A 25,074-nucleotide genomic window follows, 5' to 3' on the forward strand; every position below is an offset into this window, starting at 1 on the left:
TCGCCGCCATGCACCTGACGCCCGCGGACACCGAGAAGCTGCTGCTCGCCGTCGCGGGCATGGTCGCGCGCGACCGCCGCGACCGCGGCGTGCTGCTCAACTACCCCGAGACCGTCGCCCTGCTCACCACGTGGGTGATCGAGCGCGCTCGCGAGGGGGCGGGCGTCGAGGAGCTCATGGTCGCCGGGCGCGAGGTGCTCGGGCGCGACGAGGTGATGGAGGGCGTCGCGGAGATGCTGCCCGACGTCCAGGTCGAGGCGACCTTCCCCGACGGGCGCAAGCTCGTCACCATCCACCAGCCGATCGCCTGAGCCGGACCGGTCCGGCGCACGCACGAGGCTCAGCGAGAGCGAGGCGACACATGGCAGGCATCCGTACGAGCGGCCCGGGCGCGGTCCGGCTCAAGCGCGGCACCGAGGGCGTGCCGGTGGTGCTCAACGCCGACCGCAGCGACGACGAGCGGGTGACGCTGGTCGTGACGAACACCGGAGACCGCCCGGTCCAGATCGGCTCCCACCTGCGCCTCCCCGACGCCAACGCCGCGCTCTCCTTCGACCGCGCCGCCGCGCACGGCTTCCGGCTCGACGTCCCCTCCGGCACGTCGCGCCGCTTCGAGCCCGGCGCGTCCGCGGAGGTCGAGGCCGTCGCCCTCCGGGGCCGACGCCGCGTGCCCGGCCTCCAGCGCGGCAAGCCCGACGGCGGCGCCCTGGACCACCCGACCGAGCCTGCCGAACCCGGGGTCGCTCCCCAGGACCCCGCAGACGTGGGGAGAGATCCAGGGTTCGGCGGGCGGAGCACTTCCGAGGAGGACTGATTCATGGTCGCGATCTCGCGCGAGCGTTATGTCGCGCTGTACGGGCCGACGACGGGGGACCAGGTGCGCCTCGGCGACACCGACCTGTGGATCGAGGTCGAGGAGGACCGCACGTTCGGGGGCGAGGAGGCCGTCTTCGGCGGTGGCAAGTCGATCCGTGAGTCGATGGCGCAGGGAACCACGACCCGCGCCGAGGGCGCGCTCGACACGGTGGTGACGAACGCCGTCGTGCTGGACTGGTGGGGGATCGTCAAGGCCGATGTCGGGATCCGGGACGGGCGGATCGTCGCGCTCGGCCGCGCGGGCAACCCCGACGTCGCGGACGGCGTCCACCCGGACCTGCACATCGGCCCGTCGACCGACGTCGTGAGCGGCGAGGGCAAGATCCTCACCGCGGGCGGCATCGACTCGCACGTGCACCTCATCTCGCCGTCCCAGGTGGTCGAGGCGCTCGCGACGGGCATCACGACCGTCGCGGGCGGCGGGACCGGGCCGAGCGAGGGCACGAAGGCGACGACGGTCACGCCCGGTGCCTGGCACCTCGAGGCGATCCACCGCGCGCTGGACCGGCTCCCCGTGAACGTCCTGTTGCTCGGCAAGGGCAACACGGTGAGCGCCGAGGGCCTGCGCGAGCAGGCCATGGCCGGCGCGGGCGGCTACAAGGTGCACGAGGACTGGGGCTCGACCCCGGCCGCGATCGACGCCGCGCTGCGCGCCGCCGAGGACTGGGGGCTCCAGGTCGCGCTGCACTCCGACTCGCTCAACGAGGCCGGGTTCGTCGAGTCGACTCTCCGGGCGATCGGCGGCCGCTCGATCCACGCGTTCCACGCCGAGGGCGCGGGCGGTGGCCATGCGCCCGACATCCTCACCGTCGCGAGCCACCCGAACGTCATCCCCGGCTCGACGAACCCGACCCTCCCGCACACGGTCAACACGGTCGCCGAGCACCTCGACATGCTCATGGTGTGCCACCACCTCAACCCGCAGGTCGCGGAGGACCTCGCGTTCGCCGAGTCGCGCATCCGCGACACCACCATCGCGGCCGAGGACGTGCTCCACGACCTCGGCGCCATGTCGATCACGTCGTCCGACGCGCAGGCCATGGGCCGCATCGGCGAGGTGGTCACGCGCACGTGGCAGGTCGCGCACGTCATGAAGGCCCGGCGCGGCGCGCACCCCGGCGGCGCGCGCGGGCCAGAGCTCCCGGCCGACAACCTGCGCGCCCGGCGCTACGTCGCGAAGTACACGATCAACCCCGCGGTCGCGCACGGGATCGACGCGTACGTGGGATCGGTCGAGCCGGGCAAGGTCGCGGACCTCGTGCTGTGGGAGCCCAAGCTCTTCGGCGTCCGGCCGAGCGTCGTCATGAAGGGCGGCGCGCTCGTGTGGGGCGCGCTCGGCGACCCCAACGCGTCCATCCCGTCGCCGCAGCCCGTGCTCATGCGTCCGGCGCTCGCCGACGCGATCGGCGCCGACGTGTCGATGTCGTTCGTCTCGCCCGCCGCGCTCGACGACGGCCTGGAGGAGCGGCTCGGGCTCGCCCGGCGGCTCCTCCCGGTCGCGGACACGCGCGACGTCGGCAAGGCGCAGATGAGGAACAACGACTACCTGCCGCGGATCGACATCGACCCCGAGTCGTTCGCGATCGAGGTCGACGGCGAGCTCGTCGTTCCCGCTCCCGCCGACCGGCTGCCCCTCGCGCAGCTCTACTCGCTGTTCTAGCCATGAGCGCGATGCCGGAGGTCGACGGGGAAGGACGCGCGGAGCTCATGCTCGCGCTGCTCGCGGACGCGCGCCTGCCCACCGGCGGGCACACGCAGTCCGCGGGCCTCGAGCCCGCGCTGCGGGCGGGCATGCCCGCGGCGCAGGTTCCCGACTACGTGCGCGCGCGCCTCGCCACGGTCACGCGCGTCGAGGCGGCCACGGCGGTCGTCGCGCGGCACGTCGCGCTCGCGGCCGGTCCTGTGCCCGACGGCGGGGGGTCGCCCCCCGCGGGCGGCGCGTCGTCCGCCGGGGTGCCTGACGGCGTCGCGTCGGCGTCGCGCGGTCTCGCCGACACGTGGCTCGCCTGGGCGGCCCGGACGCCGTCGTCCGCGCTCCGTGAGACGTCGCGACGGCTCGGCCGCGGCTACCTCCGGCTCCTGCGCCGGCTGTGGGAGGGGCATCCGGCCGTCGTCGCGCTGGACGAGGCGGCGGTGCTGGTCGCCGACGCGCGACGTGCCGACGGGGTGTCGGACCCGGGCGCGGGCGCCACGTCGGCCACGCGAGCGGTGCCGGGTGCCGGAGCCGACCCGGGCGGCCGCGCGGCGACGGGCCGCAGGGCGCCGCAACCCCCACGACCCGTGGTGCTCGGCGTGACGGCCGCGTGCGCGGGGCTGTCCGCGCGGCAGGTCGCGCGTCTCGTCGGGTACGAGGACGTGCAGACCGTCGCCGCGGCGACGCTCAAGCTCGAGCCCGTCGACCCGGTCGTCGCGACCGGCTGGGTCGTCGCCGCCCAGCCAGCGATCGACGCGCTCGCCCGCGCCGTGGCCGACCTGACCGACCCCCGCGCGATCCCCGCGCACGGCGCACCGCTCGTCGAGCAGTGGGCCGAGCTCCACTCCCGCACCACCGAGAGGCTGTTCAGTGCCTGACATCCTGCCTGAGACCACTCCCGACACCCGCTCGCTGCGCCTCGGCGTCGCCGGTCCTGTCGGCACGGGCAAGAGCTCGCTCATCGCGCTCCTGTGCCGCGAGCTGTCCGGCGTCCTGCAGCTCGGCGTCATCACCAACGACATCTACACCGACGAGGACGCGCGGTTCCTGCGCTCTGCGGGCGTGCTCGACCCGGAGCGCATCCGCGCCGTCGAGACCGGAGCGTGCCCGCACACCGCGATCCGCGACGACGTGACCGCCAACCTGCTCGCGGTCGAGGACCTCGAGGAGGACTTCGCGCCGCTCGACGTCGTGCTCGTCGAGTCGGGCGGCGACAACCTCACCGCCACGTTCTCGCCCGCGCTCGTCGACGCGCAGATCTTCGTGCTCGACGTGGCGGGCGGCGGGGACGTGGCGCGCAAGGGCGGCCCCGGCATCGCGCGGGCCGACCTGCTCGTCGTCAACAAGACGGACCTCGCGCCCTACGTGGGCGTCGACGTGCCGCGGATGGTCCTCGACGCGACGGCCGCGCGCGACGGCGCTCCGGTGCTCGCGCTCTCGCGCCTCGACCGCGAGTCGATCGACGCGCTCACCACGTGGGTGCAGACGCTGCTCGCCGCGCACCGCGCGGGCGCGCACGTGCCGCAGGACCCGGGGCCGATGGCGCCCCACTTCCACGCGGACGAGGACGGCAACGGGTTCCTCCACACGCACGAGGAGGGCGACGCGGCGCACGCGCACGACCACTCCCACGCCGACGAGCACGACGGCGCGGCGGCCGAGCCGGTGGCCGCCGCCGGGCGCGACTGAGGCGCGGCGGGCGAGGCGCCGATGGACGACGTGACGCGCGTCGGCGCGTACCGGGAGGCGGGTCGCGTGCGGTGCGACCTGCGTCCCGGCGCGCTGAGCCCGCGCGTCCTGTCCGCGGGGCGCGGCGTGGCCCGGGTCGCGCTCGTCGCGACGCGCGCGCTGCTCCTCGGGGGCGACCACGTGCGGGTCGAGGTGCACGTGGGGAAGGGCGTCGAGCTCGAGCTCGTCGAGGTGTCGGGCACCGTCGCGTACGCCGGGCGCGGCCGGTCGGCGTCGTGGGACGTCGACGTGCGGGTCGACGCCCGCGGCCTCCTCGTGTGGGACGCGCTGCCGTTCGTCGTCGCGGACGGGGCCGACGTCGCGCGCTCCACGCGCGTGACGCTCGCCGCGGGCGACGCGCACGGTGCAGGGGGCGCCGCGCTGCTGCGCGAGACGCTCGTCCTGGGCCGCTCCGGAGAAGCAGGAGGGCGGCTGCGCTCGCGCACGCGTGTCGACGTGTCGGCGCCGGGTGCCACCCGGACATCCGGTGGTGTCGGCGGGACCGGTGAGTCGGCGGCGCCGGAGGGGTCGGGACCTCCATGGCAGAACGACCCGGCAGGGCCGGAGCACGTGCGCGAGCTCTTCGTCGAGGACCTCGACCTCGGCGACGACCGCGCACTGCCCGGGATCCTCGGCGACGGTCGCGTCGTCGACTCGGTGCTGTGCCTCGGCACCCGGCCGCCCGCGCCCGCCTCGGTCCCCGAGGAGACCACCGCGCCTCGCCGTCCACCGCCGCGGACGTCCGCACCCTTCGGGCCTCTGCGGCTCGACCTCGACGGACCCGGCGCGGTCGCCCGCCACCTCGGCGCGAGCACCCACGACGCCGGCATCGACGTCGTGGTGGCGGCCTGGACGACGGCGGCCCGGGCGGCCCGGGCCGACCTCGCCGGCCCGCCACGCGACGCGACGCCGTCCCCGAACGTCGCCGCACCCGTGGACACCGACCACACCGAACCCCGCACGACACTGCTGACGACAGGAGCCTGACATGCACGTCCCCGACCACTTCCTGAACGACCCCACGTCGGCGACGACCGCCGTCGTCTCCCTCGCCGCCGTCGGCTACGCCGCGTACCGGGCGCGCGAGGACCTCACCCCGCGCCGCATCGCCCTCACGGCGGCGACGACCGGGTTCGTCTTCGCCGTCCAGATGCTCAACTACCCCGTCGCGGCGGGCACGAGCGGGCACCTCATGGGCGGGGCGCTCGCGGCGGCGCTCGTCGGGCCGTGGCTCGGCGTGCTCTCGGTGACGCTCGTGCTGCTCGTCCAGTCCCTCGTCTTCGCCGACGGCGGTCTCACCGCGCTGGGGACGAACGTGCTGCTCATGGCGGTGGTCGGGACCCTCGTCGGCTGGGCGATGACCCGCGGGGTCCTGCGGCTGACGCGCGGCCGGGGCGCGGCCGGCGCCGCGGGCGTCGGGGCGCTCGTGAGCGTCCCCGTGTCCGCGGCAGTGTTCGCCGGGCTGTTCGCCGTCGGCGGGACGGTGCCGGTCCCGGTGGGCGAGCTCGTCGGCCAGATGCTCTCCGTGCACGCGGTGATCGGGCTCGGCGAGGCGCTCATCACGGCGGGCGTCGTCGGGCTCGTGCTCGCCGTCGCCCCGGGAGCCGCGGCGGTCGAGGGCGTGGCGCGCTCCGCGGCGAGCCGCGCCGTCGTGCCCGACGCCGCGGCCTCGTCGGGTGCAGCGATCTCGCCTCATCCTGTCGGGTCGCTCGCGGCGGCACCCGCAGGAGCGGTGCGCCGCGCCGTCCTCGCGCTCGGCTCGGGCGCACTGCTCGCCGCGGTCGTCGTGTCGTCGTTCGCGGCGGCCACGCCGGACGGCCTCGAGGCGACGGCCGCGTCGGTCGGCTTCGCCGACGCGGCGCGCGACCACGCGTTCGCGGGGATGCCGCTCGCCGACTACGGCGAGGCCGGCGGGATCTTCGTCGGCGTCGCGGGCCTCGTGGGCGTGGCCCTCGTCGTCGCGCTCACGGCCGGCTTCCTCGCCACCGCCCTGCGCGCGACCACCCGCCGCGCGGCGACCGCACCGGCTGCCTGACGAGCGTGCGCACCCGCGGAAGACCACCGAGGGAGAGCCCTGGTCGGCCGAGGTAGAGCCCTGGTCGGCATCGGTTGATGAGCACGCTGCACCTGGCGCCCCCGCGCTGCCGCTCCTCAGCCTCGCCCTACCGGACCAACCGGATCTCGACGATCCCGCCGAAGCGGGTGTCGGCATGCCGAGGCCCGTCGGGCTCGAACCCGTTGCGCGCGTAGAAGCGCCGCGCGCGCGGGTTCTCCTCGGCCACCCAGACCTGAGCAGGCCCGGGCGGGACGACGACGTCGAGCAGGGCCTGTCCCGTCCCCGTCCCGTGGTGCTCGGGCAGCACGTACAGGGCGTACAGCTCGACGTCCCGCACAGGCGCGTGGCCACCGACTTCCCGCGACGGGCCGCCGATGCCGAACCCGACCACCGCGTCGTCCACCTCCGCGACGATGATCCGGCTTCGGCCAGGCGGAGCCTCCGGCCCGAGCCGGCGCTTCCACGACGAGGTGCGTTCCTCGAGGGTGGCGGTCTGCCAGAACGAGTCGGGCACGAGGTCGGCGTAGGTCGCGCGCCACACGGTGTGGTGCACGAGCGCGAGACGCGTGGCGTCGTCGGGCTCGGCGGATCGGAGCAGCACGGGGCGAGCGTAGTCGCGAGGTAGAGCTCCGGTCGCGCGAGGTAGAGACGAGGTTCGAGAACCCTCCACGACCACAGCTCTACCTCGGCCGACTACGGCTCTACCTCGGCAGACCCAGGGCTCTACCTCGGCTGACCAGGGCGCTACCTCGGCCGACCGGGGAGTCTGCCTCGAGAGACGTTCCCGGGCGCGTGACCGGATCGTGACCGTGTGACACGTGCCGTTAACAGGACGGGCAGATCGGCCGAAACACGGCGTCACTAGCGTCGACATCAGTGGGCACCGCTACGGGCACAGCAACGTATACATGCCTGTACCCGGTGCTCGCGGCGAGCGACCGCCTGCCCGGCGGCCGCCGGCCCCCTGCTGAGAAACCTGCGGAGAACTCCGCTGTGCGACCCTCGCTGAAAGGACTCTCGTGACACCTTCACGCGCCACGACCCGTCTCGCCCCGGCTGCCGCTCTCGTCGCCCTCGCGCTCACGCTCACCGCGTGCGGCGCGAGGACGGAGACCGGCGACGGAGCGGGCGCCGCGACCAGCGCCGCCGAGAGCTGCGTCGACACCTCCGGCGACACCGTCAAGATCGGCTTCCTCAACTCGCTGTCCGGCACCATGGCGATCTCCGAGCAGACCGTCGCCGACTCCCTCGCCCTCGCCGCGGAGGAGATCAACGCCGACGGCGGCGTGCTCGGCAAGCAGCTCGAGATCGTCCAGGAGGACGGTCAGTCCGAGCCCACCGTCTTCGCCGAGAAGGCGGAGAAGCTCATCACGAGCGACTGCGTCGCCGCGGTGTTCGGCGGCTGGACGTCCGCCTCGCGCAAGGCGATGCTCCCCGTCTTCGAGGCGCAGGACTCGCTGCTCTTCTACCCGGTCCAGTACGAGGGCCTCGAGTCGTCGCCGAACATCTTCTACACCGGCGCCACGACCAACCAGCAGATCGTCCCCGCGCTCGACTACCTGAAGGAGCAGGGGGTCGAGTCGATCTTCCTCGTCGGCTCCGACTACGTCTTCCCCCGCACGGCGAACAAGATCATCAACGCCTACGCGGAGGCGAACGGCATCGAGGTCCTCGGCGAGGAGTACGCGCCGCTCGGCCACACCGACTTCTCCACGATCGTCAACAAGGTGAAGTCCGCCGGGGCGGACGCCGTCTTCAACACGCTCAACGGCGACTCCAACGTCGCGTTCTTCAAGGAGTACAAGAACGCGGGCCTGGGCCCGGACACCATGCCCGTCGTGTCGGTGTCGATCGCGGAGGAGGAGGTGGGCGGCGTCGGCGTCGAGAACGTCGAGGGCCAGCTCACGGCCTGGAACTACTACCAGACCATCGACAGCCCGGAGAACGCGACGTTCGTCGAGGCGTTCCAGGCCAAGTACGGCGCCGACCGCGTGACGTCCGACCCGATGGAGGCGGCGTACACGTCGCTCTACCTGTGGAAGGGCATGGTCGAGAAGGCGGAGTCGTTCGACGTCGCCGACGTCCAGGAGGCCGCGGACGGCGTCACGTTCGACGCGCCGGAGGGCTCCGTCACCGTGAACGGCGACAACCACCACATCGCCAAGACCGCCCTCATCGGCAAGATCGGCCCCGACGGCCTCATCTACACCGAGTGGAGCTCGGGCGAGCCGATCGAGCCCGACCCGTACCTCGAGGGCTACGACTGGGCCGAGGGCCTCTCCTGACGACTTCGTCGCTCCCGACCCGCTGAGTCCGGCGGGGACCGGGGGTGTGCGTGCCGGGTCTACCATCCGCCCGCTCGTTCCTCGCGGGCTCCCGCCAGTCCCGCCACGACCCGGCACGCACACCCCCGGCCCCCACCTCGGCGGTCACGTCACCCGTCCTGCTACGCACCCACCGGAAGGCACGACGCCCATGGATGTGCTGTTCTCGCAGCTCTTCGCGGGGCTGAGCCTCGGCTCGGTCCTGCTCCTCGCCGCCCTCGGGCTGGCGCTCACGTTCGGCCAGATGGGCGTCATCAACATGGCGCACGGCGAGTTCATGATGGCGGGCGCCTACACGGCGTTCGTCGTGCAGGGGGTCGTCGGCAACGCCGGCGTCTCGCTGCTCGTGTCGCTGCCGCTCGGGTTCCTCGTCGGCGGTCTGCTCGGCCTGCTCCTCGAGGCGACGCTCATCCACCGCATGTACAAGCGGCCGCTCGACACGCTCCTCGTCACGTGGGGCGTCGCGCTCGTGCTGCAGCAGGTCGCGCGCGACGTGTTCGGCGCTCCGAACGTCGACGTGCGCGCCCCGGCCTGGCTGAGCGGCGCCGTCGACCTGTTCGGCCTGGCCGTGCCCAAGACGCGCCTCTTCATCCTCGCGCTCGCGGTCGTCGCGGTCGTCGCTCTCGCCGTCGTGCTCAAGGTGACGCCGCTCGGGCGGCGGATCCGCGCCGTCGTGCAGAACCGCGACCTCGCCGAGGCGAGCGGCGTCTCCACACGGGCGACGGACCGCCTGACGTTCTTCATCGGATCCGGTCTCGCCGGCATCGCGGGGGTCGCGCTCACGCTCCTCGGGTCCATCGGCCCCACGCTCGGCACGAGCTACATCGTCGACGCGTTCCTCGTCGTCGTCGCGGGCGGCATCGGGCAGATCAAGGGCACGGTCATCGCGGCGTTCGCGCTCGGGCTGCTCCAGGCGACCTTCGAGTACTCGACGACGGCGAGCATCGCCAAGGTGCTCGTGTTCGTCGTCATCGTCGTCTTCCTCCAGGTGCGACCCCAGGGCCTCGTGTCGGTCCGGACGAGGAGCCTCGCATGAGCGCCGTCACCACCGAGAGCCCGTCGCGGCTCTCCGCCCTGTACCGCTCGTCACGCGCCCGCGTGATCGTCGGGTTCGCCGTCGCCGCGGTCCTGCTGTTCGCCGTCGCGCCCGCGACGCTCTCCACGTTCCGGCTCGGCCTGCTCGGCAAGTTCCTGTGCCTCGCGATGGTCGCCGTCGGCATCGGCCTCGCGTGGGGCCGCGGGGGGATGCTCACGCTCGGGCAGGGCGTGTTCTTCGGCCTCGGCGCCTACCTCATGGCGATGCACCTCAAGCTTGCCGACGCCGGGCCGGTCGAGGGATCCGGTGGCGTGCCGGACTTCATGATGCTGTACGGCTCGGGCGAGGTGCCGGGCTGGTGGGAGCCGTTCCGGTCGCCGGTCGTGACGATCCTCGCCATCGCGATCGTGCCTGCCGGTCTCGCGGCGCTGCTCGGGTTCGCCGTCTTCACGCGGCGCGTGCGCGGCGCGTACTTCGCGATCCTCTCCCAGGCGCTCGCGGCGGCGTTCGCGATCCTGCTCATCGGCCAGCAGGCGACGACGGGTGGCACCAACGGCCTCAACGGGTTCCGGTCGTTCTTCGGGTACGACCTCGCGGACCCGGTGAACAAGCGCATGCTCTTCTTCCTCGCCGCGGGCGCCCTGCTCGTCATGGTCGCGATCGCGCGCCAGCTCATGGTGTCGCGGTACGGCGAGCTGCTCGTCGCCGTGCGCGACCAGGAGAACCGCGTCCGGTTCCTCGGCTACGACCCCGCGAAGGTCAAGGTCGTCGCGTACGCCGTCGCCGCGTTCATGGCCGCCGTGGGCGGCGCCCTGTTCGTCCCGATCGTCGGCATCATCTCGCCCGCCGACGTGGGCGTCGTCCCGTCGATCGGGTTCCTCGTCGGCGTCGCGATCGGCGGCCGGGCCACCCTGCTCGGCCCGGTGCTCGGGTCGATCGCCGTGAGCTGGGCGCAGACGAGCCTCTCCGAGGCGTTCCCGTCCGGCTGGATCTACGCGCAGGGCGCGCTCTTCATCGTCGTCGTCGCGTTCCTGCCCGGCGGGCTCGCCGAGCTGGTCACGCGGTGGCGCCGCTCGCGCCGCGGCACCGTGCCCGACGGCGGCGCACCCGCCCCGGCAGACGGCGGCACCCCGGCCGGGGGCCGCCCGGGCGAGCCGGACCCTGGTGACCCGACGGCCGAGGCGCCGACCGCCGTCGACCACGACCCCGCCACCTCCGGGAGGACCGCATGACCACGCAACCCACCGGACCGGCGTCGGGCACGGCGCCGGCGCCCGAGGCGGGCGCCGTCCTCGAGACCGGCGTCGCGGGCGACGGGCTCGACCTCGAGGCGGCGCAGTCCGTCCTCGGCGTCGACGACTCGCGCTTCCGGCACGACTACCTCGAGGTGCGCGACCTGCGCGTCGAGTTCGACGGGTTCGTCGCCGTCCAGGGCGTCGACCTCACCGTCACCGCGGGGGACCTCCGGTTCCTCATCGGGCCCAACGGCGCGGGCAAGACGACGATCGTCGACGCGATCACGGGCCTCGCCGCGGCGTCGGGGTCGGTGCAGTTCGGCGGGGTCGACATGCTCGGCAAGAAGACGCACCGCATCGCGCGGGCCGGCGTCGGGCGGACGTTCCAGACGGCGAGCGTGTTCGAGGAGCTCAGCGTGCTCCAGAACCTCGACATCGCCGCGGGGGCGGGCCGCGGGCCGCTCGCGCTCCTGCGGCGTCGGACGTCGACGCCCGAGGCCGTCGAGCAGGCGCTCGAGACCGTGGGCCTCGCGCACCTGCGCGACGTCCAGGCCGGGATCCTCGCGCACGGGCAGAAGCAGTGGCTCGAGATCGGGATGCTGCTCGTCCAGGACGCTCGCCTGCTGCTGCTCGACGAGCCCGTCGCGGGCATGAGCCAGGCCGAGCGCGAGCAGACCGGGGAGCTGCTGCAACGGATCGGCGCCCAGCGGACGGTCGTCGTCGTCGAGCACGACATGGAGTTCCTCCGGGCGTTCGCGTCCTCAGTGACGGTGCTGCACCTCGGGCAGGTGCTCGCCGAGGGCACGTACGCCGAGGTGCAGGCCGACCCGCGCGTGCAGGAGGTCTACCTCGGCAGCGCGGGCGCGACCCGCGGTGCCCGACGGCGGGGCGCGGCGCCCACGTCGGCGGCCCCGACGACCGACGAGAAGGAGGCGTGATGCTCGAGCTCACGGGCCTGCACGCGGGCTACGGCCGGACGATGGTGCTGCACGGCGTCGACCTCGCGGTGCCGACGGGCGGTGTCGCCGCCGTGCTGGGGCACAACGGCGCCGGCAAGACGACGCTGCTGCGGACCGCGCTCGGGCTGCTCAAGGCCCGGTCGGGGCGCGTCGTGCTCGACGGCGAGGACGTCACCCGGCTGCCCACCTACCAGCGGGTGCGGCGCGGTCTCGCGTACGTGCCGCAGGGGCAGCAGTCGTTCGGCGACCTCACGGCGCGCGAGAACCTCCAGCTCGTCGCCGACACGTCGCGCGAGGGGCCGCGACGCCTCGACGAGGCGCTCGACCTGTTCCCGGCGCTGCGCGGGCTCCTCGGCCGACGGGCCGGGCTCCTGTCCGGCGGGCAGCGGCAGCAGCTCGCGATAGCGCGCGCCCTCGTCACCGGCCCGCGCGTGCTCGTGCTCGACGAGCCGACCGAGGGCATCCAGCCGTCCGTCGTCACCGAGATCGAGGACGCGATCCTCACGCTCACCGACGCGGGCGGCCTGTCGGTGCTGCTGGTCGAGCAGCACGTCGGGTTCGCGCTCGGCGCCGCGCGCGACTACGTCGTCCTGCAGTCCGGGCGCGTGACGAGCCGGGGGTCCGGCGGCGAGGCCGCCGAGGAGAGCGTCCGTGCCGCGATGGCGGTGTGACGGTCCGGGCGGCGTCGACCGGTCGCGTGCCGCGCGACGGCCGGACGGGGCGGCGCGGTGCGAGAGGATGGAGGCAGGGCAGGAGCACGACGCACGGGCCGGACGACCAGGAGACGCCGCATGGACATCGTGACCGCGCCGGAACCGGCAGCGACCTCGCTGCGCGACGCCGTCTACACACGGCTCCGCGCGGAGATCCTCAACGGCCGGGTCGACCCGCGCGAGCGGCTCACCGAGCCCAAGCTGAGCCGGCGGTTCGAGGTGTCGCGCACCCCGGTGCGCGAGGCGTTGTCCCGGCTCCTGTCCGACGGGCTCATCCAGCGCACCGACTTCGGGTACGCCGTCGTCGTGCCCAGCCTCGCCGAGCTGCGCGACCTCTACGAGCTGCGCGTGACGCTCGAGCTGCGCGGGGTCGAGCGCATCATCGAGAACACCGAACTGCGCTACGACGCCGACGCGCTGCGCGACGAGCTCGCCCGGTGGGTCGAGCTGCGCGCCGCGCCGCCCGAGCCCGACCCGAGCTTCGTGCTCCTCGACGAGCGCTTCCACACCGTGCTGTCCCGGGCCGCTGGGAACGAGCGGCTCACCGAGGCGCTCGTCGAGGTCAACGAGAAGGTGCGCGCGGTGCGCATGTACGACTTCGTCGAGTCCGAGCGCATCCGGATCACCATCGACGAGCACATCGAGATCCTCGAGCTCGCGCTCGCCGACCGCCTCCCCGAGGCCCGCACCGCGCTCCACCTGCACGTGGGCGAGTCGCTCGCCGTCGTCATGGAACGAGCGGCCCGAGCCCTCTCCCGCATGGCCCTCGCGGTCTGAGGGCCCTGCGCCGAACAGGTGGTCCGGGCTCCTCCTGCTCGGCCGACGCGCCGGGATCGCCTGTTCGGCCTGCCGGGTCGCCTGTTCGGACGTGGTGACCTGACGTCGTGCGGACGACGCCCGGGCGGCACGGACGGGTTCTAGGCTGGGGCCGTTCTGTCCGACGGCGAGGCGCGGCCTCGTCCGCGCACCGGCCCGGGGAGGGCGATGGCCGCCACGCTGCTCGTCGCGAACCGCGGCGAGATCGCCTGCCGCGTGCTGCGCAGCGCGCGGGGGCTCGGGCTGCGCACCGTCGCCGTGCACTCCGACGCGGACCGCGGCGCCCGCCACGTCCGGCTCGCGGACCAGGCGGTGCGGATCGGTCCCGCTCCGGTCGCCGAGTCCTACGACGACGGTCGCCGGCTGCTCGACGCGGCGCTCGCCGCGGGCGCGGACCTCCTGCACCCGGGCTACGGGTTCCGCGCGGAGGACGCCGACTTCGCCGCGGCGGTCGAGGCGGCGGGCGTGGCGTTCGCAGGGCCGACGCCCGAGCAGCTCCGCGTCCTCGGCGACAAGGCGCGCGCCCGGGTGCTCGCGCAGGAGTGCGGCCTCCGGGTGCTGCCCGGGTCGCCGGTGCTGGGCGGGCTGGAGGACGCGCTCGGCTGGGCGCAGGAGATCGGCTTCCCGCTCGTGCTCAAGGACGCGGGCGGCGGGGGCGGGACGGGCGTGCACGTGAGCCGCGACGCGGAGGGGCTCGCCGCAGCGTGGCGGCGGGAGTCGTCGCGCCCGGGGTCGTCCGGGCGGTTGTTCGTCGAGCGCCACGTCGACCGGGCGCGGCATCTCGAGGTGCAGCTCTTCGGCGACGGCGCGGGTCGTGTGGTCTCGCTCGGGGACCGGGACTGCTCGCTCCAGCGCCGCCACCAGAAGGTCGTCGAGGTCGCGCCCGCGCCCGGACTCGACCCCGGCGTCCGCAGGGCCCTGCACGACGGCGCCCGTCGCCTCGCGGCGCGCGTCGGGCTGCGCTCCGCCGCGACGCTGGAGGCGCTGCTCGACGTCGGTTCCGGCGAGGTCACGTTCCTCGAGGTGAACCCGCGGATCCAGGTCGAGCACACCGTGACCGAGGAGGTCACCGGTGTCGACCTGATGGGCTGGATGCTGCGCCTCGCCCTCGGCGACACGACCGTGCTCGACGACGTGCCGCCGTCGGGACCCGCCGTCCGGGGGGCGGCGGCGCAGGCGCGCGTCTACGCCGAGGACGTGCGGCACGGCCGACCCGTCGCGGGCACGCTCGCGCGGCTCGACCTCCCGGCCGGGCGCGCGGCGACGGACGACGGCGGCACCACCGCGGACCGGCGGCCCGCGGTCCGGGTCGAGACCGGCGCGAGCGTGGGCGACGAGCTCGGTCCGCACGCCGACCCGTTGGTCGCGAAGGTGGTCGTGCGCGCCGTGTCGCACGAGGCCGCGGTCGCGGGGCTGCGCGACGCGCTGGGCGACGTGCGCGTCGACGGGGTCCCGACGAACGTGTCGCTGCTGCGCGCGGCGCTCGCGGACCCTGCCGTGGTCGCGGGCACGGCGACCACGGCGACCCTCGCCACGGTGCGGGACCCCGCACCCTGGATCGACGTGCTCGACCCGGGAGTCCTCACGACGGTCCAGGACTGGCCGGGACGCACGGGCTACTGGGGCGTGGGGATCCCGCCGTCGGGACCGATGGACGACCTGTCGTTCCGCGCCGGGAACCGCGCGCTCGGCAACCCCGAGGGCGCGGCCGGGCTCGAGTGCACCCTGGCCGGCCCGACCCTCCGGTTCTCCCACGAGGCCACGGTGTGCGTCACCGGCGCGCCGGCGCCCGTCACGGTCGACGGTGCGCGCGTCCGGCAGTGGGAGCCGGTCGTGGTCCCAGCGAGCGGCGTGCTCGCCGTCGGCGCGCCGCACGGCGTCGGGCTGCGGACCTACGTGCTCGTCAGGGGCGGGCTGGACGTCCCGGCGTATCTCGGGTCGGCGGCGACGTTCGTCCTCGGCGCCGTCGGCGGCCAGGCCGGGCGCGCGCTCGGGGCGGGGGACGTGCTGACCCCGGCGGACGGCGCCGCGCTCGCGAGGCATACAGGACCCGCTGCGGGGCGCCACGCCGGGGCCACCGGTGCGCTGCCCGCGGCGACCGGTGGCCGTCGTCCGGGGACGACGCACGGGCCGGGCCCCGTGCCGACCGGCGACCGCCCTCGGATGGGCCACTCGTGGGAGCTCGCCGTGACGACGGGACCGCAGTCCGCGGCGCTCACGGCGGCGGCGCTGGGCCGGCTGCGGACGTCGTGGTGGCGCGTCCTGCCGCACGCGGACCGGACCGGCGTCCGGCTCGCGGGTCCGCCGCTGACGTGGGTGCGGCCCGACGGCGGGGACGCGGGGCTCCACCCGTCCACCGTGCTCGACAACCCGTACTCGGTGGGTGCGCTGAACATCAGCGGGGACACGCCGATCCTGCTCGGACCGGACGGGCCGAGCCTCGGCGGCTTCGTATGCGCGCTCACCGTCGTCGCGGGCTCCCGGTGGAAGCTCGGGCAGATGCGCCCGGGAGACGTCGTGCGGTTCGTGACCGTCCACGACGACGGCGCCGACCGGCTGCGTCGAGACGACGCCGCCCGCGCGGCGGCGCGCGTCCCGACCGACGTGCGTGCCGTGCGGGGGCGTGACGCCGACGCGTTCCGCGGGGACGACGTCCCGGCGGCACCGGACCCGGCGCCACGCGTCGGCGGCCGGCCAGCCGTCCGCTACCTGCGTGGCGCCGACGACGCGGTGCTCGTCGAGTACGACGGCGGCGCCGGGCTCGACCTGCACGACCGGCTGCGCGTCCACGCGCTCGCGCAGGGGCTCGAGGCAGCGGCCCCCCGGGGGCTGCTCGACGTGACGCCGGGGGTCCGCACGCTCCACGTGCACGTCGACCCGGACACCCTGCCCGTACCGACCCTGGTGGGGCTGCTGCGCGAGCTGGAGCAGGGCCTGCCCCGCAGCGACGCGATCGAGGTCCCGAGCCGCGTGCTCCGGCTTCCGCTGAGCTGGGAGGACCCCGCGATCCGCGACGCCGTCGAGCGGTACGCGGCCGGGGTCCGGTCCGACGCGCCGTGGCTGCCGTCCAACGTCGACTTCGTCCGGCGGGCCAACGGGCTCGCGACCGTCGACGACGTGCGGCGCACCGTCCTCGACGCCGAGTACCTCGTGCTCGGCCTCGGCGACGTGTACCTCGGCGCCCCGCTCGCGGTGCCGGTCGACCCCCGGCACCGCCTGCTCACGACCAAGTACACCCCCGCTCGCACGTGGACCCCGTCCGACGCCGTCGGGCTCGGGGGCGCGTTCCTGTGCGTGTACGGCATGGCGAGTCCCGGGGGCTACCAGCTCGTCGGCCGGACGATCCCCGTCTGGTCGGCGCACGCCCAGCGGCCGCCGTTCCGCCCGGGCGTCCCGTGGCTCTTCCGGTACTTCGACCGGATCGTGTGGGAGCCGGTCGACCCGGACGAGCTCGCCGAACGACGCGCGGCGGCCCGCGCGGGGGTCCTCGAGGTCCCGGTGGAGGACGGGGTCTTCTCCGGTCGCGAGCACGCCGCGCTCCTCGCCCGGGAGGCGGACGACATCGCGGCGGTCGTGGCGGCGCGGCGCGCTGCGTTCGGGCGCGAGGCCGCAGCCTGGGCCGAGGCGGGGGAGCTCGTCGGATCGGCCGCCCGCGCGATCGCGCGCGGCGGACGCGCGTCCGCCGGCGCGCGCGACGCCGCTGGTGCCTCCGCCGACCTCGACGACCCGTCGCGCACCGTCCTGCGCGCGCCGCTGGGCGGGGTGGTGTGGCGCGTGGAGACGCCGCCGGGGCGACGCGTCCACGAGGGCACGCCCGTGGTCGTGCTCGAGGCGATGAAGCTCGAGCTGCCCGTGCTCTCCCCGTCCGACGGCCACGTCCTCGACGTCGTGGTGCGCCCCGGCGACCACGTGCGCGCCGGCGACCCTCTCGCCGTCGTCGACCTCGACACCTGACACGCCGCCGACGCTCCGGCGCCTAACGCGTCGTGAAGAGCCGCGCGGCCTGCGACTCGGCGTCCGCGTACGTCTGGGCGGCCGCGCCGAGCGCCGCCGTGATGTCGTCGAGCGCGAGCTCGACCTGGTTCTGCGTGGTCTGCCACTGCGTCATCACGCCCGTGAACGACGTCGCCGCCCCGCCGCGCCACGACGCCTGCAGGTCGGTGAGGTGGCGCATCATGGCGCCGACCTCGGCCCGGATCGCGGTCACCGACCCGTTCACCGCCGCGCTCGCCTGGGCCACCCGTGCGCTGTCGACCTCGTACCGGCTCATGTCGTCTCCGTCGTCTCGTCGGCCCGCGGACCGTCCTGTGCCCGACACGCGCCGGGCGACGACGACGCTAACCAGGAGACGCCGGGCGCTGCGGGCAGCGACGGCGTCCCTGTGGACGACGGGTCAGGAGGCGGGGCCTGTGGACGGCGTCGACGCCTCTGCCAGCTTGCGCTGCTCCTTGCGCAGCCGCTGCAGCTCCGCGTCGAGGTTCTGCCGCGCGGGCTCCTCCCACGCCGCGCCGAGCGGGCTCGAGAAGAGCGAGCGGCGGTCGAGCAGCTTCGTGAGGATCGCGATCCGGGCCCGCACGTAGTCGGGCTTCGGGATGTGCGCGTACTCGTCGCGCACGTCCTTGAGGTACTCCTTGTAGCGCTGCGGCTCGGCGGCGAGCATCGCGAGGTCGGCGTCGCACAGCACCGCGCAGTCGAAGTCCGACGCGTCCGGCGCGTGCCGCACGAGGGCGTTCACGAGGTACGCGACGCGGCGGACCGCCGGCTCGGGGACCCCCAGGCTCGTGAGCTCGGCGGTCGCGAGCATGGCGCTCGCGGACTCGTCCTCGCCGCCCTTGTTCGCGTACGTCGCACGGCCCTTCGCGTCGAAGATCGCGCCGTGGTACCAGGCGGCGAGCCGCACCAGGTCGGGGTCGTGAGTCTCCTCGGAGAGCTCGTCGACCCGGCCGAGCACGTCGGCGAGGTGCCGCAGGTTGTGGAAGTGGCGGTCCGGCTGGTCCCAGCGGTCGAGCAGCCCCTGCCCGACGGCGCGGACCTCGTCGTCCGGGGCGGTCGCCCCGGCGCCGCGGGCGCTGCGGACGAACGAGGAGAGGAACCACTGCGGTGCGTCGGCGCTGTAGACGCCCATGAACTTTCGCCTTCTTCGACGGACACTTCGACGGACACGAGGAGATGACGGAGGTCGTCGTCACCAGGTGGGCACCTGGCGCGGAGGCCCCCGCGTCGCCGCGCGGCCTCACGACCAGCCTAGGTCTCGCGGGACGACCCGCCATCGTAGCCGCACTCGGCGCCGGCTCGGGACCGCGGCGAGGACCTCCGCGCGTCACGTCGTGCGGACCGGGGCAGACCCGCAGGTGGGACGGGGTGCGCGTCCGTCAGGAGGCGAGCGGGAGGTCCACGCGGACGGTGAGGCCGCCGCCCGTCGTCTCACGCACCGACACCCGCCCCCGGTGCGCGCCCACGATCGCGGCGACGATGGCCAGGCCCAGGCCCGAGCCGCCCGAGGCGCGGTTGCGCGAGGAGTCCGCGCGGTAGAACCGCTCGAACACCCGGCCGCGCTGCTCGTCGGGGACGCCCGGGCCGTGGTCGCGCACCTCGAGCACGGCGACCGTGTCGCGGGCGCCGTCCGGCACGTCGTCGGGGGGCGTCGCGGGGCGGACGGTGCCCAGCGCGATCTCGACCGGCGTCCCCGCGGGCGTGTGGCGCGCGACGTTCCCGACGAGGTTCGCGAGCACCTGGCGCAGGCGGTCCTCGTCGCCGACCACGCGCAGCGCGTCCGGAGCCTGCGCCCCGGCCGACAGGCCGACCAGGCGGACGTCCCGGGTCGGGTCGAGCGCGTGCAGGTCCTGCGCGGAGTCGCGTGCGAGCGACACGAGGTCCACGGGCTCGTGCCGCAGCGGTCGACCCTCGTCGAGCCGCGCGAGCGCGAGCAGGTCGTTGACGAGCGTGCCCATGCGGGTCGCCGAGTCCTCGATGCGCCCCATCGTGTCGTCGACCTTGTCGGGCGTGTCGAGCGCCCCCATCCGGTACAGCTCGCCGTAGCCGCGGATCGTCGCGAGCGGCGTGCGCAGCTCGTGGCTCGCGTCGGACACGAACCGCCGCATCCGCTCCTCGGACGCCTCCTGGACCGCGAACGCCTCCTCGATCTGCGAGAGCATCGCGTTGAGCGACGCGGCCAGCGAGCCCACCTCGGTCGTCGGCGGGGCGGGGCGCACGCGCCGCGACAGGTCGCCCGCCGCGATGTCCGCCGCCGTCTCCTCGATCTCGCGCAGCGGGCGCAGCGAGCGGTGCACCGCCAGGAAGGCGATCGCGCCGCCGACGAGCGCGATGCCCAGGGCGGACAGGGCGAGCGTGCGCCCCAGGATCTTCACCGTCTCGTGGATGCCTGTCAGCGGCAGCGCCACGAACGCGCTCTCCACCGCGCCGTCCTCGGTAGGCCGTGTGAGGGCGATGACCCGCCACTGCGTCGGCTGGACGGCCACCCCGAGAGTCGAGGTGGTGGCATCCACGGTGAACGGTTCGCCGTCGAGGGCTCGCAGCTCCGGTTCCGACAGCGCGGGAATGTCGGGGACCCCGTACCGGAGCAGGGTGACGTCGGTCTTGCGCTCGACCTCGGAGCCGTCCGCGAACCGATACAGCACGTAGTAGTCGGAGGGCATGGTCGAGGCTGTCCCGGGCAGGCTCTGGAACGGCTCGTTCGCGAGGTCCTGCGCCGTCCGGTTGAGCTGGTCGTCGACCTGCTCGACCAGATAGCTCGACACGACCGTCGTCGTCACCACCGACGCCAGCCCGAGCCCGGCGGCGAGCAGGAGCACCGTGATCGCGACGAGCCGGGCGCGCAGCGGCACCCGCGCGAACCAGCCCCACCCCTCGGTGGGGACGGGTCGGCCGAAGGGGCGCTCCGCCGTCGGGCCGCCGTCGCCCGGCGAGGAGGGAGCCTCCGCCTCGGAGGTGTCGCCCGTGCCCGACGGCGCGGGGCCGGCTGGGGTCGTGCGCGACCCGGGGGGCGGGGGAGGGGGCGGTGGGACCGGTCGGGACCCCGTCGTCGTGCGGTCGGGGCCGGACGTCATGAGGTCGTCGGCGGCTGGCGCAGCAGGTAGCCCACGCCGCGCTTGGTGTGGATGAGCGGCGGGAGGGCGACGGGCTCGCCGTCCGGACCGGGGACGGTGAGGTTGTCGATCTTGCGGCGCAGGTACGAGATGTACGACTCGACGATGTTCGCGTCGCCGCCCCAGTCGTACTGCCACACGTGGTCGAGGATCTGCGCCTTCGAGAGCACGCGGCCCGCGTTGAGCATGAGGTAGCGCAGGAGCTTGAACTCCGTGGGGGACAGGTCGACGTCGATGCCCGCGCGGCGGACCTCGTGCGAGTCCTCGTCCATCTCCAGGTCGGCGAACCGCAGCACCGCGTCCTCGACGGGCTCGGCGTGCGTGCGGCGCAGCACCGCGCGGATGCGCGCCACGACCTCCTCCAGGCTGAAGGGCTTCGTCACGTAGTCGTCGCCGCCGACGGTGAGGCCGGTGATCTTGTCCCGCGTGTCGTCCTTCGCGGTGAGGAAGACGACGGGTGTGTGCTGCCCCTTCTCGCGCAGGCGCCGCGTGACGGTGAACCCGTCCATGTCCGGGAGCATGACGTCGAGCACGACGAGGTCGGGGTCGACGTCGCGCACGAGCCGCAGGGCGCTCTGCCCGTCCGCGGCGGCGTGCACCTCGAACCCGGCGAAGCGCAGGGACGTGGCCAGCAGCTCGCGGATGTTCGGCTCGTCGTCGACGACGACGAGGCGTGCCTCAGGCGTGGTGCTCATGTCCTCCAGTGTCCTCCCGCGGTCTGGGAGTCGCCTGGGAAAGGGCTCCACCCGTGGTGGGTTCCGGAGACGCCGTCCGCGCGGTGCGCGTGGGCGGCGTCGGGCAGGATGGCGGACGTGCGGATCACGGTGGACCAGAGGCGGCGGCGACTCGTCGCGCAACAGCTCGCGCTCGCGGCGGACCTGCCCGGACGGCCGGCGGCCCGCACCCCCGAGGACGTCGTCGACCGGCTGCTCGCCCTGCACGCCACCGACGCCCCGAGCGTGTACCTCTCCGTCCTCGCGCGCGTCCCCGGCCTCGTGCTCGACGACGTCCGCGACGCCGTGTTCCGACGGCGCACCCTGGTCAAGGTGCTCGCCATGCGGCGCACGATGTTCGTCGTGCGGCGCGAGACGGTGCCCGTCGTGCACGCGGCCGCGGCGCTCGCGGTGGCCCGCCGGCTGCGCGCCCACCTGCTCAAGCAGCTCGCGACGCTGCCCACGGACCCGCCCGTCGACGACGCGGCGACCTTCCTCGCCGCCGTCGAGGCCCAGGTGCACGGCGCGCTCGCGGAGCACGGTCCGATGGACGGTGCGAGCCTGTCGAAGGCCGCGCCGCTCCTGCGCACCGCGTTCCTGCCCACCACCGCCAAGACCTGGGACGTGCGCCGCACCATGACGTCCCCGCTCACGGCGCTGCTCTCGGCCGAGGGCGCGGTCGTGCGGGGCGAGCCGCGCGGGTCGTGGTCGTCCAACCGGCACGTCTGGTCGCCGGTCGAGGACTGGTTCCCGGGCGGCATCCCCGCGATGGACGAGGCGGTCGCGCGCACGGCGCTGGCCCGGTCCTGGCTCGAGGTGTTCGGCCCCGCGACGGTCAAGGACCTGTCATGGTGGACCGGCTGGAACCTGCGGGACACGCGCGCCGCGCTCGCGGGGCTCGACGTCGTCGCCGTCGAGGTCGAGACGGGCACGCCCGACGACCCGGCCCCGCAGGCCGGCGTGATGCTGCGCGGGACCGACCTGCCCGGCCCCGAGGAGGCCCCGCTGGAGGGGAGCGTCGCGCTCCTGCCCGCCCTCGACCCGACGACGATGGGCTGGGCCGCGCGCGACTGGTACCTCGGCCCGCACAAGGCCGCGGTCTTCGACACCATCGGCAACGCCGGCGCGACGGTCTGGTGGGAGGGCCGGATCGTCGGGGCGTGGGTCGTGCGCCCCGGCGGGGAGCCCGCGTTCCGGCTGCTCGAGGACGTGGGGTCGGACGCCGAGCGCGCCGTCGCCGCGGAGGCCGAGCGCATCGCGGCGCTCCTCGGCGGCGACGGCGTGACGGCGTCGTTCCCGACGCCCCTGTACCGCGAGCTCAACGCCGGAGGCCACGGCATCCCGTGAGTGCTGGGTGGTCGTCCCGGAAGCGCTGCGACGACGACTACCCGGCACTCGACAGGGCGGTCAGAGGTAGCGCATCGGGTCGAACTCCTCGAGCGGGATGATGCGCACGCGCGGCAGGACGGTCGTGAACGCCCCCGCGTGGTCCTCGAGGTCGAACACCTGCAGCCCGCGCCCCGTGAGCTCGGTGAGCCGCACGTTGACGAACTCGCGGAAGGCGAGGACGCCCACGCGGCGGTCGGGGTCCTCGAGCAGCGTCTCGACCTGCGGCAGGAAGTCGCCGTCGTGGCTCGCGAGGAGCACGTCGCCCGGCTGGTCGACGATCGCGTCCAGCATGCGCTGGATACCGATGTCCACGACCTTCTCGCTGCTCGACCCGGCGAGCGGGATCGGCCGGTAGCCCATCGCGAGCAGCGCCTGCACGAACGACATCGGCATCTGGCCCGACGACGCGTTGAGGAAGAACAGCGGCGTGACGTCCTGGCCCCAGGCCTGACGGGCGAACTCCACGATGCGGTCCCACCGTGGCCGCTCCTCCGGCGCGGGCCGGTGCCCCAGGACGTTCATGCCGAGCGTCGCGTCGATGTTCTCGCCGTCGACGACGAGATAGGTGCGGCGCGGCGTCGTCAGCGTTCGGCCGTCGGGGGTCTGGAGGTCGGACATGCTGGTCAGCCTATCCGCGCGACGGTCGCCTGCCATGTCCACGACGTGGGTGTTTGCGTCGGGGTACCCCGGAGTGGGTACCGTCGGACCTCGTGACCACGTACGACACCGACGCCACGGCCGCAACCGGAACCGTCCGGATCACGGTCGTCCAGAACTCCCCGGACGTCACGCTCGACGGCTTCGCCGAGCTGCTCGCCGCCGACCTGCGGGTCGTGCGCGCGGACGACGGCGACGCGATCCCGTCGGCGGACGAGGTCGGGGACGGCCTGGTCGTCCTCGGCGGGCACATGTCCGCGCACGACGACGAGCGCGCCCCCTGGCTCCCCGCGCTGCGCGAGACCCTGCTCGCGGCCGCGACGACCGGCGTCCCGACGCTCGGCATCTGCCTCGGCGCCCAGCTCCTCGCCGTCGCCGGCGGCGGCCAGGTCCAGGTCGCCGCGCCCCCGGGGCGCGAGGCCGGCGCGACCCGCGTGTTCTGGCGGGCCGACGCCGAGGCCGACCCCGTGCTCTCCGCGCTCGCCGCGGGCGACGCACCGGTGCGGTACGTGACGAGCATGCACGCCGACGCGATCGTCGACCTCCCGCGCGGCGCCGTCTGGCTCGGGTCGTCCAACATGTACCCCTACCAGGCGTTCCGCCTCGGCTCCGCGCTCGGCGTGCAGTTCCACCCCGAGACGGCGCGCGCGGGCTTCGAGGCGTGGTGCGACGCGTACGACGACGTCGACACCGCCGCCGCACTGTCCGGGTTCGACGAGCACGCGCCGGAGATCCTCGACGGCGGCCGACGCCTCGCCGAGGCCTTCGTCGCCGAGGTCCGCACGACCGTCGGACGGAGCGTCCCGGCCTGACCTCACGCCGCGGCCCTTCCGCGGGGGAGCGCGCGACCTGGGTTTCTCCTTCGGCGGACCGGGGGGCTAGCGGGCCGTCACCAGTCGGAGGTCGGGGCGTCCTGGGTCGTGGTGCCGGACTCGATCGCGGGCGTGACCTGGGTGGGCGACACCTGCGGCGCGGGTGACGACCCCTGCTTGAGCGCGGCGAGGCGGGCCTCGATCTCGACGGCCTCGCCGGACGTCTCGAGCTCGGCGAACTGGGAGTCGATGCTCGATGCCGCGACCTCGGCCTGGCCGATCGCCTGCGCCTCCTCGCGGCGGACGATCTCCTCGTAGCGCGAGATCTCGCTCGTGGGGTCCAGCACGTTGATCGAGCTGATGGCGCCCTGGACGGTCTGCTGGGCCTGCGCGCTCTTCTGGCGCGCGACGAGGGAGTCGCGCTTGGACTTCAGCTCGCCCAGCTTGTCCTTCATCATCGCGAGGCCGGACTTGAGCTTCTCGACGGACTCGCGCTGAGAGGCGATGAGCGGTTCGGCCTGGCGGACCTCGCCCTCGGCGGAGATCTGCTTGCCGAGCGCGATCTTGGCGAGGTTGTCGAACTTGTCGGCGTTGGCGGTGTCGCCCTGCTGCCGGTAGCGGTCGGCCTGCGCGGACGCGGCGGCGGCCTTCTGACCCCACTCCTGCACGGCGGCGACGTCCTCGTTGTAGTCCTGCTCGGCGAGGCGCAGGTTGCCGATGGTCTGCGCGACGGCCTGCTCGGCGTCGGCGATGTTGTTCGTGTAGTCGCGCACGAGCTGGTCCAGCATCTTCTGCGGGTCCTCCGCGTTGTCCAGGAGCGCGTTGATGTTCGCGCGGGCGAGCTGCGCGATCCGTCCGAAGATGCTCTGCTTCTCCGCCATGGTCGTCCCTCTCTGATGAGCCGTCTCGTGCTGGTCGGTGCTGTGTGCTGGTCCGTCTCGTCCGTGGTCCGGTCTGGTCC

General features: G+C 74.5%; 23 protein-coding genes. 16 read left to right on the top strand and 7 right to left on the bottom strand.

Going from position 1 to position 25,074, the window contains the following annotated elements:
• Window positions 1-8 precede the first annotated feature (8 nt).
• From NHH00_RS12610 to NHH00_RS12640, 7 genes are read left to right on the top strand one after another with little or no spacing between them, the layout of a single operon-like run.
• On the top strand, window positions 9-311 hold the full coding sequence (locus tag NHH00_RS12610; protein WP_253052644.1) for an urease subunit gamma: 303 nt from the start codon (window positions 9-11) through the stop codon (window positions 309-311).
• Window positions 312-361: 50 nt separating this feature from the next.
• Entirely contained in the window at window positions 362-814 is a 453-nt protein-coding gene (locus NHH00_RS12615; protein ID WP_253052646.1) for an urease subunit beta, read from the top strand.
• Between the two features lie 3 nt (window positions 815-817).
• A complete protein-coding gene (locus NHH00_RS12620; RefSeq protein WP_253052648.1) occupies window positions 818-2,536 on the top strand; it encodes an urease subunit alpha in 1,719 nt (572 codons plus the stop codon).
• 2 nt (window positions 2,537-2,538) lie between these two features.
• Window positions 2,539-3,447 (top strand): urease accessory UreF family protein, encoded by a 909-nt coding sequence (locus tag NHH00_RS12625; protein ID WP_253052650.1) that lies wholly within the window; start codon window positions 2,539-2,541, stop codon window positions 3,445-3,447.
• A gap of 4 nt (window positions 3,448-3,451) precedes the next feature.
• The gene (gene ureG / locus NHH00_RS12630) at window positions 3,452-4,258 is read left to right on the top strand and encodes an urease accessory protein UreG (protein WP_253053650.1); all 807 of its coding nucleotides are present in this window, start codon (window positions 3,452-3,454) and stop codon (window positions 4,256-4,258) included.
• 21 nt (window positions 4,259-4,279) lie between these two features.
• Entirely contained in the window at window positions 4,280-5,284 is a 1,005-nt protein-coding gene (locus NHH00_RS12635; RefSeq protein ID WP_253052652.1) for an urease accessory protein UreD, read from the top strand.
• A gap of 1 nt (window position 5,285) precedes the next feature.
• The gene (locus NHH00_RS12640) at window positions 5,286-6,332 is read left to right on the top strand and encodes an energy-coupling factor ABC transporter permease (protein ID WP_253052654.1); all 1,047 of its coding nucleotides are present in this window, start codon (window positions 5,286-5,288) and stop codon (window positions 6,330-6,332) included.
• Between the two features lie 127 nt (window positions 6,333-6,459).
• Here the strand turns inward: NHH00_RS12640 and NHH00_RS12645 are convergent, their stop codons facing one another.
• Window positions 6,460-6,954: a GNAT family N-acetyltransferase gene (locus NHH00_RS12645; protein WP_253052656.1), complete on the bottom strand. Its 495-nt coding sequence runs from the start codon at window positions 6,952-6,954 to the stop codon at window positions 6,460-6,462.
• A gap of 418 nt (window positions 6,955-7,372) precedes the next feature.
• Here NHH00_RS12645 and urtA point away from each other — a divergent pair, with 418 nt between their 5' ends.
• The 7 genes from urtA (at window position 7,373) to uca (ending at window position 17,390) form a co-directional block, all read left to right on the top strand.
• Window positions 7,373-8,638 (top strand): urea ABC transporter substrate-binding protein, encoded by a 1,266-nt coding sequence (gene urtA, locus NHH00_RS12650; RefSeq protein ID WP_253052658.1) that lies wholly within the window; start codon window positions 7,373-7,375, stop codon window positions 8,636-8,638.
• Between the two features lie 190 nt (window positions 8,639-8,828).
• On the top strand, window positions 8,829-9,713 hold the full coding sequence (gene urtB, locus NHH00_RS12655) for an urea ABC transporter permease subunit UrtB (protein ID WP_155097878.1): 885 nt from the start codon (window positions 8,829-8,831) through the stop codon (window positions 9,711-9,713).
• Complete coding sequence (urtC, locus tag NHH00_RS12660) at window positions 9,710-10,945, top strand: urea ABC transporter permease subunit UrtC (protein WP_253052660.1); 1,236 nt, start codon at window positions 9,710-9,712, stop codon at window positions 10,943-10,945. Before urtB ends, urtC begins: the two co-directional genes overlap by 4 nt.
• Window positions 10,942-11,886 carry an urea ABC transporter ATP-binding protein UrtD gene (urtD, locus tag NHH00_RS12665; RefSeq protein ID WP_253052662.1) on the top strand — a complete coding sequence of 315 codons (945 nt, stop codon included), beginning with the start codon at window positions 10,942-10,944 and terminating at the stop codon, window positions 11,884-11,886. The genes urtC and urtD overlap by 4 nt, the downstream gene beginning before the upstream one ends.
• Window positions 11,886-12,578, top strand: a complete 693-nt coding sequence (urtE, locus tag NHH00_RS12670; RefSeq protein ID WP_253052664.1) for an urea ABC transporter ATP-binding subunit UrtE — start codon at window positions 11,886-11,888, stop codon at window positions 12,576-12,578. Before urtD ends, urtE begins: the two co-directional genes overlap by 1 nt.
• A gap of 120 nt (window positions 12,579-12,698) precedes the next feature.
• Entirely contained in the window at window positions 12,699-13,397 is a 699-nt protein-coding gene (locus NHH00_RS12675; RefSeq protein ID WP_155097874.1) for a GntR family transcriptional regulator, read from the top strand.
• A gap of 207 nt (window positions 13,398-13,604) precedes the next feature.
• On the top strand, window positions 13,605-17,390 hold the full coding sequence (gene uca / locus NHH00_RS12680; protein ID WP_253052666.1) for an urea carboxylase: 3,786 nt from the start codon (window positions 13,605-13,607) through the stop codon (window positions 17,388-17,390).
• A gap of 22 nt (window positions 17,391-17,412) precedes the next feature.
• Here the strand turns inward: uca and NHH00_RS12685 are convergent, their stop codons facing one another.
• From NHH00_RS12685 to NHH00_RS12700, 4 genes are all read right to left on the bottom strand, one after another.
• Window positions 17,413-17,706: a WXG100 family type VII secretion target gene (locus tag NHH00_RS12685; protein WP_237840153.1), complete on the bottom strand. Its 294-nt coding sequence runs from the start codon at window positions 17,704-17,706 to the stop codon at window positions 17,413-17,415.
• Window positions 17,707-17,829: 123 nt separating this feature from the next.
• Window positions 17,830-18,561, bottom strand: coding sequence for an HD domain-containing protein (locus tag NHH00_RS12690; protein WP_253052668.1), 732 nt, complete (start codon window positions 18,559-18,561; stop codon window positions 17,830-17,832).
• Window positions 18,562-18,808: 247 nt separating this feature from the next.
• The gene (locus NHH00_RS12695; RefSeq protein WP_253052670.1) at window positions 18,809-20,503 is read right to left on the bottom strand and encodes a sensor histidine kinase; all 1,695 of its coding nucleotides are present in this window, start codon (window positions 20,501-20,503) and stop codon (window positions 18,809-18,811) included.
• Window positions 20,500-21,237: a response regulator transcription factor gene (locus NHH00_RS12700; protein ID WP_253052672.1), complete on the bottom strand. Its 738-nt coding sequence runs from the start codon at window positions 21,235-21,237 to the stop codon at window positions 20,500-20,502. The genes NHH00_RS12695 and NHH00_RS12700 overlap by 4 nt, the downstream gene beginning before the upstream one ends.
• A gap of 117 nt (window positions 21,238-21,354) precedes the next feature.
• On the opposite strand from NHH00_RS12700, the gene NHH00_RS12705 reads away from it, so the two are divergent.
• On the top strand, window positions 21,355-22,602 hold the full coding sequence (locus tag NHH00_RS12705) for a winged helix DNA-binding domain-containing protein (protein WP_253052674.1): 1,248 nt from the start codon (window positions 21,355-21,357) through the stop codon (window positions 22,600-22,602).
• 60 nt (window positions 22,603-22,662) lie between these two features.
• Here NHH00_RS12705 and NHH00_RS12710 read toward each other — a convergent pair whose 3' ends face one another.
• Window positions 22,663-23,262: an NYN domain-containing protein gene (locus NHH00_RS12710; RefSeq protein WP_253052676.1), complete on the bottom strand. Its 600-nt coding sequence runs from the start codon at window positions 23,260-23,262 to the stop codon at window positions 22,663-22,665.
• A gap of 92 nt (window positions 23,263-23,354) precedes the next feature.
• Between NHH00_RS12710 and NHH00_RS12715 the strand changes: the two genes are divergently transcribed.
• Window positions 23,355-24,113 carry a type 1 glutamine amidotransferase gene (locus NHH00_RS12715; RefSeq protein ID WP_253052678.1) on the top strand — a complete coding sequence of 253 codons (759 nt, stop codon included), beginning with the start codon at window positions 23,355-23,357 and terminating at the stop codon, window positions 24,111-24,113.
• Window positions 24,114-24,190: 77 nt separating this feature from the next.
• Here NHH00_RS12715 and NHH00_RS12720 read toward each other — a convergent pair whose 3' ends face one another.
• On the bottom strand, window positions 24,191-24,994 hold the full coding sequence (locus NHH00_RS12720) for a PspA/IM30 family protein (RefSeq protein WP_253052680.1): 804 nt from the start codon (window positions 24,992-24,994) through the stop codon (window positions 24,191-24,193).
• Window positions 24,995-25,074: the final 80 nt, after the last annotated feature.

It is taken from the genome of Cellulosimicrobium cellulans (assembly GCF_024124905.1).
In the GTDB taxonomy this organism is placed as follows: Bacteria; Actinomycetota; Actinomycetes; order Actinomycetales; family Cellulomonadaceae; genus Cellulosimicrobium; species Cellulosimicrobium cellulans_G.